Raw genomic sequence first — 15,762 nt, forward strand, 5'->3', positions numbered from 1 at the left:
TCGTTGGCGCGAAAAGGTGTTTATGGTTTCCGGCCTTCACCGTCAAGCACTTTTTGGAAAAAAATCCCGGCCAGTCGGCATTCATTTGAGCGGCGGCGCTTGTCAGGGGCTTTGGTGGTGCGGTATTGCACCCCCCGCGCAGGCTCGGCAGAGCAGGCGTGAAGGAGGACTCCCATGACACACCAAACCCTACCGCAGCTTGAGGCGTCTGCCAAGACGCTGGATGAAAAGGTTGCCTCGGCCATCAGCTTTATGACCCAGCTGGCCGAAACGTTTGACCCCACGCGCATTGCCGTGGCGTGGACGGCGGGCAAGGATTCCACCGTGGCCCTCGCCCTGTGGCGCGAGTGCCTTGGCGCGGTGGCCCCAGCCGTCACCCCCCGTGCATTATCTATAGATACTGGATGCAAGTTCCCCGAAGTGGTGGCCCTGCGCGATGACGTCGCCGCCGCGTGGGGGCTGGACCTCACCGTGGCGCGCCCGGACGTGGACCTTGCCGCCTACCCGCTGGCGCAGGACAAAGTGGCCTGCTGCCGCGACCTCAAGGTCGCCCCCCTAGGCCGCGCCATTTGCGAGCAGGGCGTGGACCTTGTGCTGTCCGGCGTGCGCGCGGACGAGCATCCTTCCCGCGCCCAGCGCCCTAGCTGTGAGGCGCGCCATGACCCGGACCACGTGCTGGCGCACCCCGTTTTGCATTTTACGGAGATGGACGTGTGGGCGTATATCATGGACCGGGGATTGCCGTATTGCACCCTGTATGCGGACGGCTACCGCTCTCTTGGTTGCGTGCCCTGCACGGCCCGGGCTGACGCCGCCGCCCCGGAGCGCGCGGGACGTGATGCGGAAAAGGAAAGGAATCTGGAAGTGTTGCACAGTCTGGGATATTTCTAGCTGTGGCGCTGTTTTTCCATTGCGGCCAAGGCTTCGCTGGTCTGCGGGCGCTCTTGGCTTGTGGATGGAAATCGTATAACAAGTGTACGCTTCCAAGGAGGCGCTGAAGCATGGAAAACACAATCCTGTCCGCGCGGCGTTCGTCGCGCGTTATCCGTGTGGGCAATGTGCCCATCGGCGGGGGGCACCCCGTTGTGGTGCAGAGCATGACCAACACGGACACACGCGATATTGACGCCACTGCCAGACAGATTGACGAACTGGCCGCCGCAGGGTGCGAGATTGTCCGGCTTGCCGTGCTGGATGATGACGCCGCCCGCGCGCTGGTGGAGATTAAAAAACGCGCCGTAGTGCCGCTGGTGGCCGATATTCATTTTGACCACAGGCTGGCGCTGGCCGTCGTGGATGCCGGGGTGGACGCCCTGCGCATCAACCCCGGAAACATTGGGGATGAACAGGCGGTGGACAGCGTGGTCCGCGCGGCCAAGGCCGCCGGAGTGCCCATCCGCATCGGCGTGAATTCCGGCTCCGTGGAAAAGCCCCTGCTGCGCAAGTATGGCGGCCCCACGCCGGAGGCTATGGTCGAAAGCGCCCTTGGTCATGTTCGCCTGCTGGAAGAGCGCGACTTTTTCGATACGAAGATTTCCCTGAAGTCCTCGTCGGTCCTGAACACCATCGCGGCCTATCGCCTATTGGCGCAGCGCTGCGACTATCCGCTGCACATTGGCGTAACCGAAGCCGGAACACTGACCCGCGCCACGGTGAAGTCGTCCGTTGGCCTTGGCATTTTGCTGGCCGAAGGCATTGGCGACACCATGCGCGTTTCCGTCACGGGCGACCCCGTGGATGAAATGGGCGTGGCGTGGGAGATTCTGCGCTCCCTCGGGCTGCGGGCGCGCGGGCCGGAGATCGTCTCCTGCCCCACGTGCGGGCGTACGGAAATTGACCTCGTCGGCCTTGCCGGTGAGGTGGAGCGCCACCTGCGCGCCGTGACCGAGGTGTTCACCGTGGCCGTCATGGGATGCGTGGTCAATGGACCCGGCGAGGCCCGGGAGGCGGACATCGGCATTGCCGGTGGCCGCGGTCTCGGCATCATCTTCCGCAAGGGTAAGGTCATCCGCAAGGTGAAGGGCGATGAACATCTCGTCCCGGCCTTCCTTGAGGAATTGGACACATTTCTTTTAGAACGACGAAACGAGGAAAACTGAATGCGCCTGAGCAGAATGTACGTCCCTACGCTGAAGGACGCCCCGGCGGACGCCGAGGTCATAAGCCATAAACTGTTGGTCCGTGCGGGCATGATCCGCAAGCTGACCTCCGGCATCTATACCTTCCTCCCCCTTGGTCTCAAGAGCCTGAACAAGGTCAAGACCATCGTGCGCGAGGAGATGGAACGCGCCGGCGCGCAGGAAATTTTCATGCCCACGGTCCAGCCCGGCGACCTGTGGAAGGAATCCGGCCGCTGGGAGTTCTACGGCAAGGAACTGCTGCGTTTTCAGGACCGTCATGGCAGGGATTACTGCCTTGGGCCCACGCATGAGGAGGTCGTCACCGACCTGCTGCGCGGCGAAGTGCGCTCCTACCGTCAGCTGCCGCTGAACGTGTTCCAGATTCAGACCAAGTTCCGCGATGAAATCCGTCCCCGCTTCGGCCTGATGCGTGGCCGCGAATTCATGATGAAGGACGGCTACTCCTTCGACGCCAACGACGCCGGCGCGGATGAAAGCTACAAGGCCATGTTCGAGGCCTACAAGCGCATCTTTGCCCGCATGGGCCTGCGCTTTAGCCCGGTTGAGGCCGACTCCGGCGCCATTGGCGGCAGCTTCTCCCACGAATTTATGGTCTTTGCCGATACCGGCGAGGACACCATTGCCGTGTGCCATGGCTGTGGCTACGCCGCCAACCTCGAAAAGGCCGAAGTCTGCGCCGCGTGCGAGCCGTGCGGCGAGACCTGCGACGCCATCGAGGACGTGGAAACCCCGAATCAGCACACCGTTGAGGAAGTGGCGGCCTACCTTGGCGTCACCCCGGACCGCATCATCAAGACGCTGCTCTATGATGTGGGCGGCGAAGCTGTGGCCGTGCTGGTGCGCGGCGACCGCGAGCTCAACGAAGTGAAGCTCAAAAACGCCCTCGGCTCGCAGGAAGACCCCGCCATGGCCAGCCCCGAGCAGGTGCGTGAGTGGTCTGGCGCTCCCGTAGGATTTGCCGGGCCTGTGGGCATCAAGGTGTCCCGCATTCTTGCCGACAATGAGCTGCAGGGCGGCACGGACTACGTTGCCGGTGCCAACAAGGGCGATACGCACATCAGGCATCTGGACCTTTCCCGCGATGTGAAGGTGGACGCTTTCGCCGACCTGCGCGTTATCACAGAGTCCGACCCCTGCCCCCGTTGCGGCGGCGCTCTGGAGCTGACCAAGGGCATTGAAGTGGGCCACGTGTTCAAGCTGGGCACCAAGTATTCCGAATCCCTCGGCGCAACCTTCCTTGACGAGAACGGCAAGGAAAAGACCATGATCATGGGCTGTTACGGCATCGGCGTCTCCCGCGTGGTGGCCGCGTGCATTGAGCAGAACCATGACAAAGACGGCATCGCCTTCCCGCCGCCCATCGCGCCCTACGAGGCCACCGTGGTCTGTCTGGACCCCCGCAAGGAGGACATTCTGGGCAAGGCTGAGGAAATCTACGAGATGCTGAGGAGCTGGGGCATGGACGTCCTGCTGGACGACCGCGACGAACGCCCGGGCGTGAAGTTCAAGGACGCCGACCTCATGGGCATGCCCATGCAGATTGTGGTTGGCGGCAAGGGCCTCAAGAAGGGCATCGTGGAAGTGAAGGACCGCCGCGCCGGCGAAAAGTCCGAACTGCCCGTGGCCGACCTTGAGCGCGAGCTTGGCCTGTGGCGCAAGAAAGTCTGGGCTGGCTGGAACCTTGCGGATTCCGCCGACGGCCCGGAAGGGAATCGATAAATCATGACCTTGGCCGGACTCCTTGCGTTGGCGGCGACCTTTCTTGTCATGGCGGCTGTCCCCGGCCCTGCCATTGTGGCGGTGGTGTCGCGTGGGGTGACGCAGGGCGCAAAGCCTGCCCTCGTCTTTGGTCTCGGGCTGGTGCTCGGTGACCTTGCCTACCTGACGGCCGCCATGTGCGGCATGGGCGTTGTGGCGCGGGAGTTCGGCTGGGTGTTCACCTGCATCCGGTATGCGGGTGCGGCGTATTTGATGTGGCTTGGGCTGCGCAGTCTGTTGCGGCCCAGCCGCGTCCCCGCCCGGGCGCTGACGCCCGCTGGCGGCGCGCGGACCCTTGCGGCTGGGTTGGCGCTGAATCTGGGCAATCCGAAGATTATTGTGTTCTACTGCGGCATTCTGCCCGCGTTTGTGGATCTTGCGGTGCTGACGCCCCTTGAGGGCGTGGTGGTTGCCGCCGTGGCCATGAGCGTGGTGTACGCCGTTATCACGGCCTATGCCCTGCTGGGGACGGCTGGCGGCGCGCGGTTTGGCAGTGGCGCAGCCATGCGCCGCATGCAGCGCGGGGCCGGAGCCGTCATGCTTGGCGCTGGCGTTGCCGTGGCGGTCGAGTAGGGCGCTATGCCGCATATTTTCGACGTTACCGAACTCACCGCCGCCGTAAAGGACGTGCTGGAGAGCCAGTTCCCCTTTGTGTGGGTGCGTGGACAAATCGGCAACATCACCCGGCCCCGGAGCGGGCATATCTATTTTACCCTGCGTGACGAGGGCGCACAGCTCTCGGTGGTGTGGTTCAAGGGCAACCAGCGCTTCATTGAGCGCGGCGGCGTGGACCCCGTCACCGGCGAGGTGCACGAGGACGGCTACCGCCCCACGCTGGAAGAGGGGCAGGAAGTCGTCTGCGCCGGGCGCATCAATGTCTATGCCCCGCGCGGGCAGTATCAACTGATAGCCGAGCTGGTGCAGGAACAGGGCGTTGGCCGCCTGCACATGGAATTTGAAGCCCTCAAGGCCAAGCTGGCCGAGTTGGGCTACTTTGACAGCTCGCGCAAGATGGCCTTGCCGCCGCATCCCTCGCGGGTTGCGGTTGTCACCGCGCCAACGGGCGCGGCGGTGCGCGATTTTTTGCGCATTGCCGATGACCGTGGCTGGGGCGCGCAGATTCGCGTGTATCCTTCGCTGGTGCAGGGCGACCGCGCTCCGGCGCAGGTTGCGGAGGCCATAAACCGCGCCGACGCCGACGGCTGGGCCGATGTGGTGGTGCTCATCCGTGGCGGTGGCTCGCTGGAGGACCTGTGGGCCTTCAATACCGAGCCGGTGGCCGATGCCATCTACAACTGCCGCGTGCCGGTGCTCTCCGGCATTGGACATGAGGTGGATACCACCATCTCCGACTTTGTGGCCGACGTCCGCGCCGCCACGCCCACCCACGCCGCGCAGATGCTGTGGCCCGAACGCGAGGCCCTGATGCAGGACGTGGACATGCTGGAGCAGTCCCTGCTGCGGGCCATGGACGGCCTCCTTGAGGACAAGGGCGCGTCCCTTGCCGCCATGGAGCGCGCCGTGTCGTGGCTGTCCCCGGCGCGCCGGGTGGAGCACTGGCTGGAGCGCTTCCAGAGCGGAGCGCGCTCCCTTGACCGCGCCATGCAGGGGTACTTGGCGCGGCGGGAGGCGGCGGTGCAGGCCGCGGCGGACGCCTTGCCCCGCGCCTATGGTCCCCGCGTGCTGGATGAGCGCCAGCGGAGTGTGGACGCGCTGTGCGCGCGGATGGAGCTTGCCGCCGGGGCGCTGGTGCGCGGCGCGGAGCAGCGCTTTGCACTGGCATCGTCGCGCCTTGACGGGGCGGACCCGGAAAAGCCCTTGGAGCGCGGGTACGGGGTGGTGACCCTTGAGCGCACCGGAACATTTCTTCGTTCAGTTGATGAGGTCTCGGATGGAGACAGGCTGAGCATCCGCGTCCGCAATGGTCGTGTTGCTGCCGATGTGACAGGAAAGCACAAGGACAAAAAGGACGAGACATGAACAGACGGCATTTCCTCGCGCTGACTCCCGGCATTGCCGCGTGGTGCCTTGCGCCCACGGCGGCCATGGCCGCGCAGGAGCCAAGGCTGCAGGTCACAACGGACGCTGTGCACGTTGGTGAGGCGTTCTTTGTACGCATTTTTTCGCCGGTCCCGGTCTGGGAGGTTCGCCTCTCGTGGATGGGAGAGACGCTGACGCCCGCCCTTCGTGGCGAGAGCGGCGGCTACGGCACATGGGTGGCGCTGGCCGCCGGACTGGACGTGAAACCCGGCAGTGAGGTACTGGAAGCCGAGTTTCAATTGCAAAATGGCACAAAGCAGGTGAGCCGCGGCGTCATCGTGCATGACCGGAGCTATCCGGAACAGCACCTGAAGGTGGCGCGCAAAATGGTGCACCTGAGCAAGGAGGCGCTGGAGCGGCACTACCGCGAAAAGGCGCTGACCAAAAAGGTGCTGGATTCGCGCTCGGCGGAGCGCTTTTGGCAGCCGCCCTTTGTGCGTCCCGTCAAGGGCAGCATGTCCAGCGCCTTTGGCCTGCGGCGGTTCTTTAACGGCGAACCGCGGCGGCCCCACAGCGGGGTGGACCTGCGCGGCCGTACGGGAACGCCCATCCACAGCTTTGCCGCCGGAGAGGTCGCCCTGACCGGCAACCATTATTTTTCCGGCAACGTGGTCTACGTGGACCACGGGCAGGGGATGGTCACCGTCTACTGCCATATGTCGCACATTGATGTGGAGGAGGGGCAGTTTGTCTCCGCCGGGCAGGTGCTCGGCAAGGTGGGCGCCACCGGGCGCGTCACCGGCCCGCATCTGCACTTTGGCCTGTCCGTGATGGGCCATATGGTGGACCCCATGCCCCTGTTTGCGGGCACGGGCGTTCCGGACATGTAGGGGGACCCATGGCCAAAAAGAAAGACGATTTTGAATCGCAGCTCGCGAAGCTGCAAAAAATAGTGCAGGACCTCGAAAATGGGGAACTGCCGCTGGAAAAGGGCGTCGCCCTGTTTAGGGAAGGCGTGGAACTGGCCAAATCGTGCCGCAAGCGGCTTGAAGAGGCCAAAAACGAAGTCAGTCTGCTCACCGAAGAGGGACTGAAGGATTTTCATCCGGAAGAAGGCGATGACGCAGCAAAAGAAAGTTGACGCACAGAAGACCTTGGCCAACTACGCCAAGGCCGTGGACGAATATCTGAACAAGTGCCTGAAGGACCGTGGAATCGACGAGCGCCTTCTGGAATCCATGGAATACAGCCTGATGGCTGGCGGCAAGCGCCTGCGCCCGGCCCTGTGCCTTGCGTGGGGCGCGCATTTTGGTCTGGACTTTGATGCCAGCATGCCCTTTGCCAGCGCCATTGAGCTCATCCACACCTATTCCCTTATCCACGACGACCTGCCCGCCATGGACGACGACGACCTGCGCCGGGGCAAGCCCTCGAACCACAAGCAGTTTGACGAAGCCACGGCTATACTCGCGGGCGACGCACTGCTGACCGAGGCCTTCAACATGATGCTGAACACGCAGGGCGTGCCCGCCGAGCGTGTGCTTCAGGCCGCAGCCGTGGTGTCCTACGGCGCTGGACCCAACGGTATGGTTGGCGGCCAAATGCTGGATATGTCCCTCACCGGCAAGATTGACGTGGCCCTTGAGGAGTTGCAGCGCATGCACTCGCTCAAGACCGGCGCGCTCATCACCGCGGCGTGCCTCTCCGGCGCCATCCTTGGCGGCGCGGACGAAGAAGGGCTGGGCAAGGCCATTGAATACGGCAAGAACCTCGGCATGGCCTTCCAGATTACGGACGACCTGCTGGACGTTCTGGGGACCGAGGAAGAGATTGGCAAGCCCGTGGGCAGCGACGAAGGGCAGGGCAAGAACACCTACCCCCGTCTCGTTGGCGTGACCGAAAGTAAGGGCCTTGCCATTCAGGCCGCGGCCAGCGCCTGCTTGCCCATTAAGAATGAGCCCGGTGTTCAGGCCGATTTCATGCGTTCGCTCGCGGAGTACATCGTTCTTCGCGCCAGCTGATCGCCTTGCCCGGGAAGCCCGGGTTTTCTGCAACTGTAATGGATAAGGATTCGGCATGGACGCCACTCAGCTCAGCGACAATTCCATCCTTTCCCGCATAGAGAAGCCGACGGACGTACAGCGTCTGTCCTCGCGGGAATTGCACCTGCTGGCGGATGAAATCCGGCAGGAAATTATAGAAACGGTGTCCACAACGGGCGGGCACCTTGCTCCGTCCCTTGGCGTGGTGGAGTTGACCCTTGCCATGCTGCGCACCTTCAATCCCCGTGACGACAAGTTCATCTGGGATGTGGGGCATCAGGCCTATGTGTACAAGATGCTTACCGGACGGCGCGACAGGTTCAATACCCTGCGCACCTATGGCGGCATCAGCGGCTTTCCCAAGATGTCGGAGAGCGAGTACGACCACTTTGGCGTGGGGCACTCGTCTACCTCCATCTCCGCCGCCCTTGGCATGGCCTGCGCGCGCGACCTCAAGGGCAAGGACAACCGCGTTGTCGCCGTCATTGGCGATGGCTCCATGACCGCCGGGCTGGCCTATGAGGGCCTCAATCAGGCGGGCGGCATCCACAGCGACATGATCGTGGTCCTCAACGACAACGAGATGTCCATCTCCAAGAATGTGGGTGCGCTGTCGTCCTTTTTGTCGCGCAACCTCACCAAGAGCTGGGTGGTGCGCTTTAAGAAGGACGTGGAGAACATCCTCAAGTCCGTGCCGAAGATTGGCGAGGACCTCGCCACCTACGCCCGCAAGTCCGAAGAGGCGTTCAAGCACTTCTTTACGCCGGGCATGCTGTTTGAGGCGTTCCGCTTCAACTACCTTGGCCCCTTTGACGGCCACAACATCGACGGCATGACCCGCGTGTTCGAGCAGGTGAAGAAGCTCAAGGGCCCGCTGCTTGTCCATGTGATGACCACCAAGGGCAAAGGCTATGAGCCTGCGGAAAACAACCCCACCTACTTCCACGGTGTGGGCTGTTTTGAGCCGGAAACCGGCCTTGCCAAGAAGTTTGGCGCGTGTTCGCTGCCGTCCTACACCAGCGTGTTTGGCGACACCCTGTGCCACTGCGCGCAGGAGGACGAGCGCGTGCTTGCCATTACCGCCGCCATGCCCGAGGGCACGGGGCTGGACCGCTTCCGCGAGCGCTTCCCCGAGCGCTTTGTGGATGTGGGCATCTGTGAACAGCACGCCGTGACCTTTGCCGCAGGGCTGGCCGCCGAGGGCTTTAAGCCCGTGGTGGCTATCTACTCCACCTTTATGCAGCGCTCCTATGATCAGATTGTGCACGACGTGTGCTTGCAGAATCTGCCCGTGGTGCTGTGTCTGGACCGTGGCGGACTGGTTGGCGAGGATGGCCCCACCCACCACGGTGCATTCGACCTCAGCTACCTGCGCCATGTGCCGAACCTTGTGTTCATGGCCCCCTCGGACGAGGCCGAACTCCAGCGCATGTTGGTGACCGCCATCCAGCACGACGGTCCGGTGGCCCTGCGCTACCCGCGCGGTGTTGGCATTGGCGCGCCCACGGTGGAGGACCCCGAGCCGCTGCCCATTGCCGAAGGCAAGCTTATGCGTGATGGCGAGGACGCTGTTGTGGTTGCCATTGGCAGCCGCGTGAACCCGTCCATCATCGCCGCCGAGGAAATTGAGAGCGCCACGGGCCGCAAGGTTGCGGTGTTCAATGGCCGCTTCATCCGCCCCATGGCCGAGGACCAGCTTGTGGACCTCGCCCGCCGCTTCAAGCATATGCTGATAGTTGAGGAGAATGTCCTCAAGGGCGGCTTTGGCTCCGGCGTGCTGGAAGTGCTGGCCGACCACGACGCCCTAGGCTCCGTGCGCGTGCAGCGCATTGGCCTGCCAGACGGCTTTGTGGAGCACGGCACGCAGAAGCAGCTGCGCGCCAAGTGTGGCATCGACAAGGACGGCATCCGCCGCACTCTGGAGGAGATGCTGGGCCTGTAATCTGCTACGCCGCGGTGGCCGCGATGCGGCAGTCGGCGGCGCGTCTTGCAGGTGTTTTCCTTGACGCCGTCCTCTTGCGCCGCGTTGTGGATGCATTCGCGGCGTGTGGCGCGGCATGGTTGCACAGCGCCTTTTCCGCTTCAGCGTTGAGACTGAATTCTTCCGCCCCGTGGCCCAGCGCCGCGGGGCATTTTTTTGCCGTGGCGTTTGGGGAGCGTCTTTGACACCTCGTTGCCGCGCTGTCATAAGTGGACAGTGAGACTTGAACCGACAGGGCACCACGTAGTCAGTGACCGACAAGGAGGCCACCAATGAGTTCACTCTTGTACATCAAGGCGTCGCCGCGCGGCGAGCGTTCCCATTCCCTCGCCGTGGCGGAAGCGTTTGTGGAAGCCTACCGCGACGCGCACCCCGGCGTCAGCATCACAGAAAAGAACCTCTTCACCGATGACCTGCCGCCCTTTGATGGGCCGACCATTCAGGCCAAGTACAACGTCCTGCATGGACGCGACCATACCTTGGCGGAGAAGGCCGCGTGGGACGCGGTTGTGCGCGTCATTGACGAATTCCGCGCGCACGACCGGTATCTGTTTGCCGTGCCCATGTGGAACTTTGCCATCCCCTATCCGCTCAAGCACTATATCGACCTGCTGGTCCAGCCCGGGCTGACCTTTGGTATGACCGAGGAGGGCGGGTATTACGGTATGCTGGAGGGCAAGAAGGCGGCCATTATGTATGCGCGGGGTGGGCAGTATGCCCCCGGCACGCAGGCCGAGGCCTTTAATCACCAGTCGCCGTATTTGGAAATGATTCTGGGATTTATGGGTATAACGGAGGTCCATCCCGTGGCCGTGGAGGGAACCCTCTTTGGTCCGGACGTGCGCGACCAGGCCAGACAGGCCGCCATGGAGCAGGCCCGCTCCCTGGCCGCGACACTGTAAGGCGCAGCGACGGGAACGGCCCAAAATCCCGCCCAGAATGAGCAGGAAGCAAACGTGGAAAACCGTCTGCGTTCTGCGCGTGAAAGGCATCACCAAAAAAGCCCTCCGGCGTATGCCGGAGGGCTTTGTCATGTGCGGAGATGGAGCGGTTTAGGCGTCCGAGTCGCCGGGCGCTTTGGGCGCGGGGGCGTCGGTGTCGGCGCTTTGCGCAGTGCTGTCCGCGGCCGGGGCAAGGCCTGCGTCTTTGGCATCCTTGGCGGCTTTGCGGGCGGCGCGGCGTTCGGCCATCTTTTTCATTTTTTCCTCTTCCTCGGCGCGAAGGGCGCGGCGCAGGACCTTGCCGACCATGGTCTTGGGCAGTTCGTCGCGGAACTCCACCTTACGCGGCAGCTTGTACTTGGCCAGCTTCTGGCGGCACCAGGAGATGACTTCACTCTTGGTCATCTTTTCATCGTCGCGCAGGACGACATAGACCTTGATGATTTCACCGCGCGAGGGGTGGGGGATGCCCACAGCCACGGCGTCTTTGATCTTGGGGTGTTCATAGAGGACTTCGTCAATCTCGCGCGGGTAGACGTTGTAGCCGCTGGTGATGATGAGGTCCTTTTTGCGGTCCACAATGAAGAAGTAGCCGTCGTCGTCCATGGTGGCGATGTCGCCGGTGTACAGCCAGCCGTTACGCACGGAGTTGGCGGTTTCGTCCGGGCGGTTCCAGTAGCCCTTCATCACCTGCGGGCCGCGTACGACCAGCTCGCCCTTTTTGCCGGGGGCAAGGGAGAGTTCGCCCACTTCCATATCCACGATGCGGGCGTCCGTGGACGGGAAGGGCAGGCCGATGGAGCCATATTTCTTCACGCCGGACAGCGGGTTCAGGTGCGTGACGGGCGAGGCCTCGGTCAGGCCGTAGCCCTCGATGATTTCCGCCTGCGTGATTTCCTTGAACTGCTCCAGCGTTTCCACCGGGATGGGCGCGGAGCCGGACACACAGTAGCGGATGGATGTGAAATGACTGGGCTGTACGTTCTTTTGCAGCAGCAGGGCGGAGTAGATGGCCGGAGCGCCCGGGAAGATGGTCACCTGGCGCTTGGACAGAGTCTCCAGCAGGTCCGGCGGGTCGAACCGGGGCAGGGGGACCATGGTAGCGCCAAGGGCCGTGGGCAGGTTCAGACAGGTGGTCAGTCCGTAGATGTGGAAGAACGGCATCACGGCCACGAAGGTTTCGTGCGTTTCGCCCACGGCGTGCAGGATGGTGCGGCACTGCTGGACGTTGGCGGTCATGTTCTGGTGGGTAATCATGACGCCCTTGGAGATGCCGGTGGTACCGCCTGTGTACTGGAGCAGGGCGAGGTCTTCACGCGGGTCGGACGGGGGACGGCTGATGCGGTCCTTGCCCTTGGTCAGCGGCTTCCACTCCAGCACGGTTTTGCCGTCGTAGGGCACATCGCGAAAGAGCTTCTTTTTCTTGGCGCTCAGGCCATAGAGCATGTTCAGCGGAAAGGCCAAACAGTCCGGAATGCGCACCACGATAAATTTTTTCACCGGCAGCTTGTCGCGGACGGCTTCGATTTTGGGCCACAGGTGGTCCAGAACGATCATGGTGTCACTGTCGGCATCATTGAGCTGGTGGATCAGCTCCGTCTCCATGTACAGCGGGTTCGTCATAACGACGATGGCCCCCGCCTTGAGGGCGGCCCAGTAGGAGATAATGGTCTGGGGCAGGTTCGGCAGCATCATGGAGATGCGTTCGCCGGGCTGGATGCCAAGGGAGCGCAGATTGGCGGCCATGATTTCCGTCATCTGGTGGAGCTTCTTATAGGTGATGCTCCAGTTCTTGAAGACGATGGCCTTGCGGTTGGGGTAATGCTTGGCGGCCCTGTCGAGGTAGCCGAAAATGGGCATTCCCTCGGGGTCTATGGTATGGCTCACTTCTTCGTCGTAGCTCTTCAGCCAGGGGCGCGGGATATCTTTCATGGGCTGTTGTCCTCATGCTCGTGGAGTAGTGTCCCGGACAGGTCCGCCGTGCACGGCGTTGCCCGGGCATAAGCTGGGATACATAATATGGATTTGGCGTGAAGGGAAGCGCCTTATATTTGCTGGCGCAATGGTTGGCACATACATGCCGCGCGGTGAGCAGTAGAACCCCGGCTGTGGCTGGGCGCGGGCGCCGCAACGAAAAAGCGCCCCGTACCACAGGTGGTACGGGGCGCTTTGCGTGTCTGCATGGGGCGTCTACAGCGGCGTTTTGGACTTGAGCAGCGGCTTGGAGATGCCAAGGGTGCCCAGTTTTCGCATCAGGTCGCGGGTATCGTCCGCGGTGCCCTGAAAGCTGATAATGACGCGGTGCCATGTGGAGCCTTTGGCCTGCGCGCGTTCAAGACGGGAGGACAGCCCAAGGCTGGCCAGCTTATCCTGAAACTTGCGCGCTGCGGCGATGTCCTTGAGCGAAGCCACCTGATACGCATAGCGGTACATGGGCTCGCTGGGGGCCACGGGCTTGGCCGTTTTGGCTGGCGCGGGGGCGCTGACCTGCGGCTCCGGCTGCGGCGTGACTTTGGGCTTTGGCGCGGGAGCGGCATTTTTGGCCTGCTGCTGCGTGAGCGCGTTTTTGCCCGTGTTCGCGTCTGCGCCGGGTTTCTTGGACAGTTCGGAGTAGAAGTTGAGGTCCTCGGCCCGGAGCACGTCGTCATTCTGCGCCGGGGCCTGCTGGGCCTTGGGCATAATCTGCTCCAGTTCCGGTACGGCGGATTCGGGCTTATAGCCACGGCCCACCAGCACGCCGAGGATGAATATCCATGACAGGGCCACCAGCGTCAAAACGGTCAGCGAAACCAGTCCTGCCAGTGAGAACGACACCGTGTAGCGTTTGGGCTCCTTTTTGTCGGCGTCCTTCTTTTTGGATTCGTTTTTGGTATCTTTTCCGTTCAGCTTCAGGCTCAGGCCCATGATGCGTCTCCTGTTCGGTCAGTTGCGGGAACGGGTGCCGGGCTACATGCTTTCCGGCGCGCTGACGCCCAGAAGGCCAAGACCGTTGCGCACCACCTGTGCCACGGCCATGAGCAGACGCAGGCGCGCGCTGATGACCTCGGGCGTGTCCGCGCCAAGGATGGTGTTGGCGTGGTAGTAGCGGTGCAGAGCGCCGGCCAGTTCCTGCAGGTAGGTGCTGATGAAGTGCGGGCTCAGGTTGCGCGCGCCGGATTCCACTGCGCCGGGGTACTGGGCCAGCAGCTTGAGCAGGCGCAGGTCCTCGGCGGTGTCCAGATGCGCCAGCAGGTCGGCGGACAGTTCGGCCGGGGTGATGTCGCGTTCGGCGGCCTTGCGCATGACGGAGCAGATGCGGGCGTGGGCGTACTGCACGTAGTACACCGGGTTGTCCATGGTCTTCTGCTTCACCAGCTCAAGGTCAAAGTCCAGATGGCTGTCGGACTTGCGGGACAGGAACATGAACCGGGCGGCGTCCGCGCCGGTTTCCTTCACCACGTCGGCAAGGGTTTCAAACTCGCCGGCGCGGGTGGACATAGCCACCTGTTCGCCGTCGCGCAGCAGGTTCACCAGCTGCACGAGGATAACCCCGAGGCTGTCGCGGCTGCGGCCAAGGGCCTCCACAGCGGCCTTCATGCGCGGCACGTAGCCGTGGTGGTCCGCGCCCCAGATGTCCACGCACAGGTCAAAGCCACGGTCAAACTTGTTGTCGTGGTAGGCGATGTCGGATGCGAAATAGGTCAGGGAGCCGTCGGACTTGCGCAGTACGCGGTCCTTGTCGTCGCCGAATTCGGTGGACTTGAACCAGAACGCGCCGTCCTGTTCGTAGGCAAGGCCCTTGTCGGCAAGACGCTTGAAGGTCTTGTCCACAGCGCCGGTCTCCACAAGGCTCTTCTCTGAGAACCACACCTGATGCTCCACGTTGAACGCGGCAAGGTCTTCCTTGATGCCATCAAGGATGGTGTTCATGGCGTATTCGCGGCAGATGTCGAGGATTTCGTCCTCGGGCTTGTCCTTGATTGCCTCGCCGTGCTGGTCCAGCACCTGCTGGGCTATATCAATGATATAGTCGCCCTTGTAGAAGTCCTCGGGGTCCGGCGCGTCAATGCCGATAAGGCGCTGCAGGCGAACCCATACGGAGTTGCCAAGGATGCGCATCTGGCGGCCGGCGTCGTTGAGGTAGTACTCGGTGTGGGCGTCGTAGCCTGCGGCGCGCAGGATGCGCGTCAGGCAGTCGCCCACGGCGGCGCCGCGGCCATGGCCGATGTGCAGGGGGCCGGTGGGGTTGGCGGAAACGTACTCCACCTGCACCTTGGTGCCCTTGCCCATTTCGGACATGCCAAAGCTGTCCGCGGCAGCGGCGATGTCGGTCACGGTCTGCTGCCAGAAGGCGGGGCTGAAGAAAATGTTCAGGAAGCCGGGCCCGGCGATTTCCACCTTGGCAATGTCCGGGGTGGCGCCGTCGATGGCGGCGGCGATGTCGGCGGCAACCTCGCGGGGGGGCTTGCCCGCCTGCTTGGTCAGCATCATGGCGATGTTGGTGGCCATGTCGCCAAATTTTTCATCCTTGGGCGGTTCGATGGTCGTCTTCTCGGGCCAGGTGTAGCCGTTGTCGGCGACGAACTTTTCAAGCAGGCTTTTCAGGTAATTCTGTGCGCGCATCGTATGTTCTCGTGTTCTGCGCACCGTGCGGCGCGCTGGTGTTGTATACGGTCAAGCCGCTGGCTGCCGGGGCGGCCAGCGGCGGGGGGACTACAGGCCGGGAGACGCGGCAAGGACGGCGGCGGAGCTGTCAAGGCTCTTGGCGGTCCACTCGTCGCTGACGCCCTTGAGGTTCTGGCCCAGCATCTTGCACAGCACGCCCTTGGGGCCGGGCTCGTACCAGGCGCGAACTCCGGCGTCGTACTGGTTGGTGCTGATTTCAATCCAGCGGACGGAGGAGGTCATCTGGCGGACCATGATGTCGCGGATGGCCTCGG

At 63.1% G+C, this 15,762-nt stretch carries 13 protein-coding genes and 1 pseudogene; 10 read left to right on the forward strand and 4 right to left on the reverse strand.

Features of this window, described 5'->3' with window-relative positions; translation table 11 throughout:
* The first annotated feature begins 174 nt into the window (after window positions 1-174).
* From ACY69P_RS05620 to ACY69P_RS05665, 10 genes are all read left to right on the forward strand, one after another.
* Window positions 175-891: a phosphoadenosine phosphosulfate reductase family protein gene (locus ACY69P_RS05620; protein ID WP_459901545.1), complete on the forward strand. Its 717-nt coding sequence runs from the start codon at window positions 175-177 to the stop codon at window positions 889-891.
* 110 nt (window positions 892-1,001) lie between these two features.
* A complete protein-coding gene (gene ispG / locus ACY69P_RS05625; protein WP_462326828.1) occupies window positions 1,002-2,099 on the forward strand; it encodes a flavodoxin-dependent (E)-4-hydroxy-3-methylbut-2-enyl-diphosphate synthase in 1,098 nt (365 codons plus the stop codon).
* A complete protein-coding gene (locus tag ACY69P_RS05630; protein WP_462326829.1) occupies window positions 2,100-3,860 on the forward strand; it encodes a proline--tRNA ligase in 1,761 nt (586 codons plus the stop codon). It begins immediately after the preceding gene.
* Window positions 3,861-3,863: 3 nt separating this feature from the next.
* Window positions 3,864-4,472: a LysE family translocator gene (locus tag ACY69P_RS05635; RefSeq protein WP_459901549.1), complete on the forward strand. Its 609-nt coding sequence runs from the start codon at window positions 3,864-3,866 to the stop codon at window positions 4,470-4,472.
* 6 nt (window positions 4,473-4,478) lie between these two features.
* Entirely contained in the window at window positions 4,479-5,879 is a 1,401-nt protein-coding gene (xseA, locus tag ACY69P_RS05640) for an exodeoxyribonuclease VII large subunit (protein ID WP_462326830.1), read from the forward strand.
* On the forward strand, window positions 5,876-6,769 hold the full coding sequence (locus ACY69P_RS05645; RefSeq protein WP_462326831.1) for a M23 family metallopeptidase: 894 nt from the start codon (window positions 5,876-5,878) through the stop codon (window positions 6,767-6,769). Before xseA ends, ACY69P_RS05645 begins: the two co-directional genes overlap by 4 nt.
* Window positions 6,770-6,777: 8 nt before the next feature.
* Window positions 6,778-7,020 carry an exodeoxyribonuclease VII small subunit gene (gene xseB, locus ACY69P_RS05650; RefSeq protein ID WP_404843075.1) on the forward strand — a complete coding sequence of 81 codons (243 nt, stop codon included), beginning with the start codon at window positions 6,778-6,780 and terminating at the stop codon, window positions 7,018-7,020.
* Window positions 6,998-7,900 (forward strand): polyprenyl synthetase family protein, encoded by a 903-nt coding sequence (locus tag ACY69P_RS05655; RefSeq protein WP_459901553.1) that lies wholly within the window; start codon window positions 6,998-7,000, stop codon window positions 7,898-7,900. Before xseB ends, ACY69P_RS05655 begins: the two co-directional genes overlap by 23 nt.
* 55 nt (window positions 7,901-7,955) lie before the next feature.
* Window positions 7,956-9,863 (forward strand): 1-deoxy-D-xylulose-5-phosphate synthase, encoded by a 1,908-nt coding sequence (dxs, locus tag ACY69P_RS05660; protein ID WP_459901555.1) that lies wholly within the window; start codon window positions 7,956-7,958, stop codon window positions 9,861-9,863.
* Between the two features lie 311 nt (window positions 9,864-10,174).
* Window positions 10,175-10,804: an FMN-dependent NADH-azoreductase gene (locus tag ACY69P_RS05665; protein WP_462326832.1), complete on the forward strand. Its 630-nt coding sequence runs from the start codon at window positions 10,175-10,177 to the stop codon at window positions 10,802-10,804.
* Between the two features lie 150 nt (window positions 10,805-10,954).
* Here the strand turns inward: ACY69P_RS05665 and ACY69P_RS05670 are convergent, their stop codons facing one another.
* From ACY69P_RS05670 to ACY69P_RS05685, 4 genes and pseudogenes are all read right to left on the reverse strand, one after another.
* Complete coding sequence (locus ACY69P_RS05670; RefSeq protein WP_462326833.1) at window positions 10,955-12,775, reverse strand: long-chain-fatty-acid--CoA ligase; 1,821 nt, start codon at window positions 12,773-12,775, stop codon at window positions 10,955-10,957.
* A gap of 258 nt (window positions 12,776-13,033) precedes the next feature.
* Window positions 13,034-13,747, reverse strand: coding sequence for an SPOR domain-containing protein (locus ACY69P_RS05675; RefSeq protein WP_462326834.1), 714 nt, complete (start codon window positions 13,745-13,747; stop codon window positions 13,034-13,036).
* A 42-nt stretch (window positions 13,748-13,789) separates the two neighbouring features.
* Window positions 13,790-15,445 carry an arginine--tRNA ligase gene (gene argS, locus ACY69P_RS05680; protein ID WP_462326835.1) on the reverse strand — a complete coding sequence of 552 codons (1,656 nt, stop codon included), beginning with the start codon at window positions 15,443-15,445 and terminating at the stop codon, window positions 13,790-13,792.
* A 90-nt stretch (window positions 15,446-15,535) separates the two neighbouring features.
* A pseudogene (locus ACY69P_RS05685) lies at window positions 15,536-15,762 on the reverse strand (ACP S-malonyltransferase); the annotation flags it as partial.

This window comes from Desulfobaculum sp. (genome assembly GCF_054921475.1).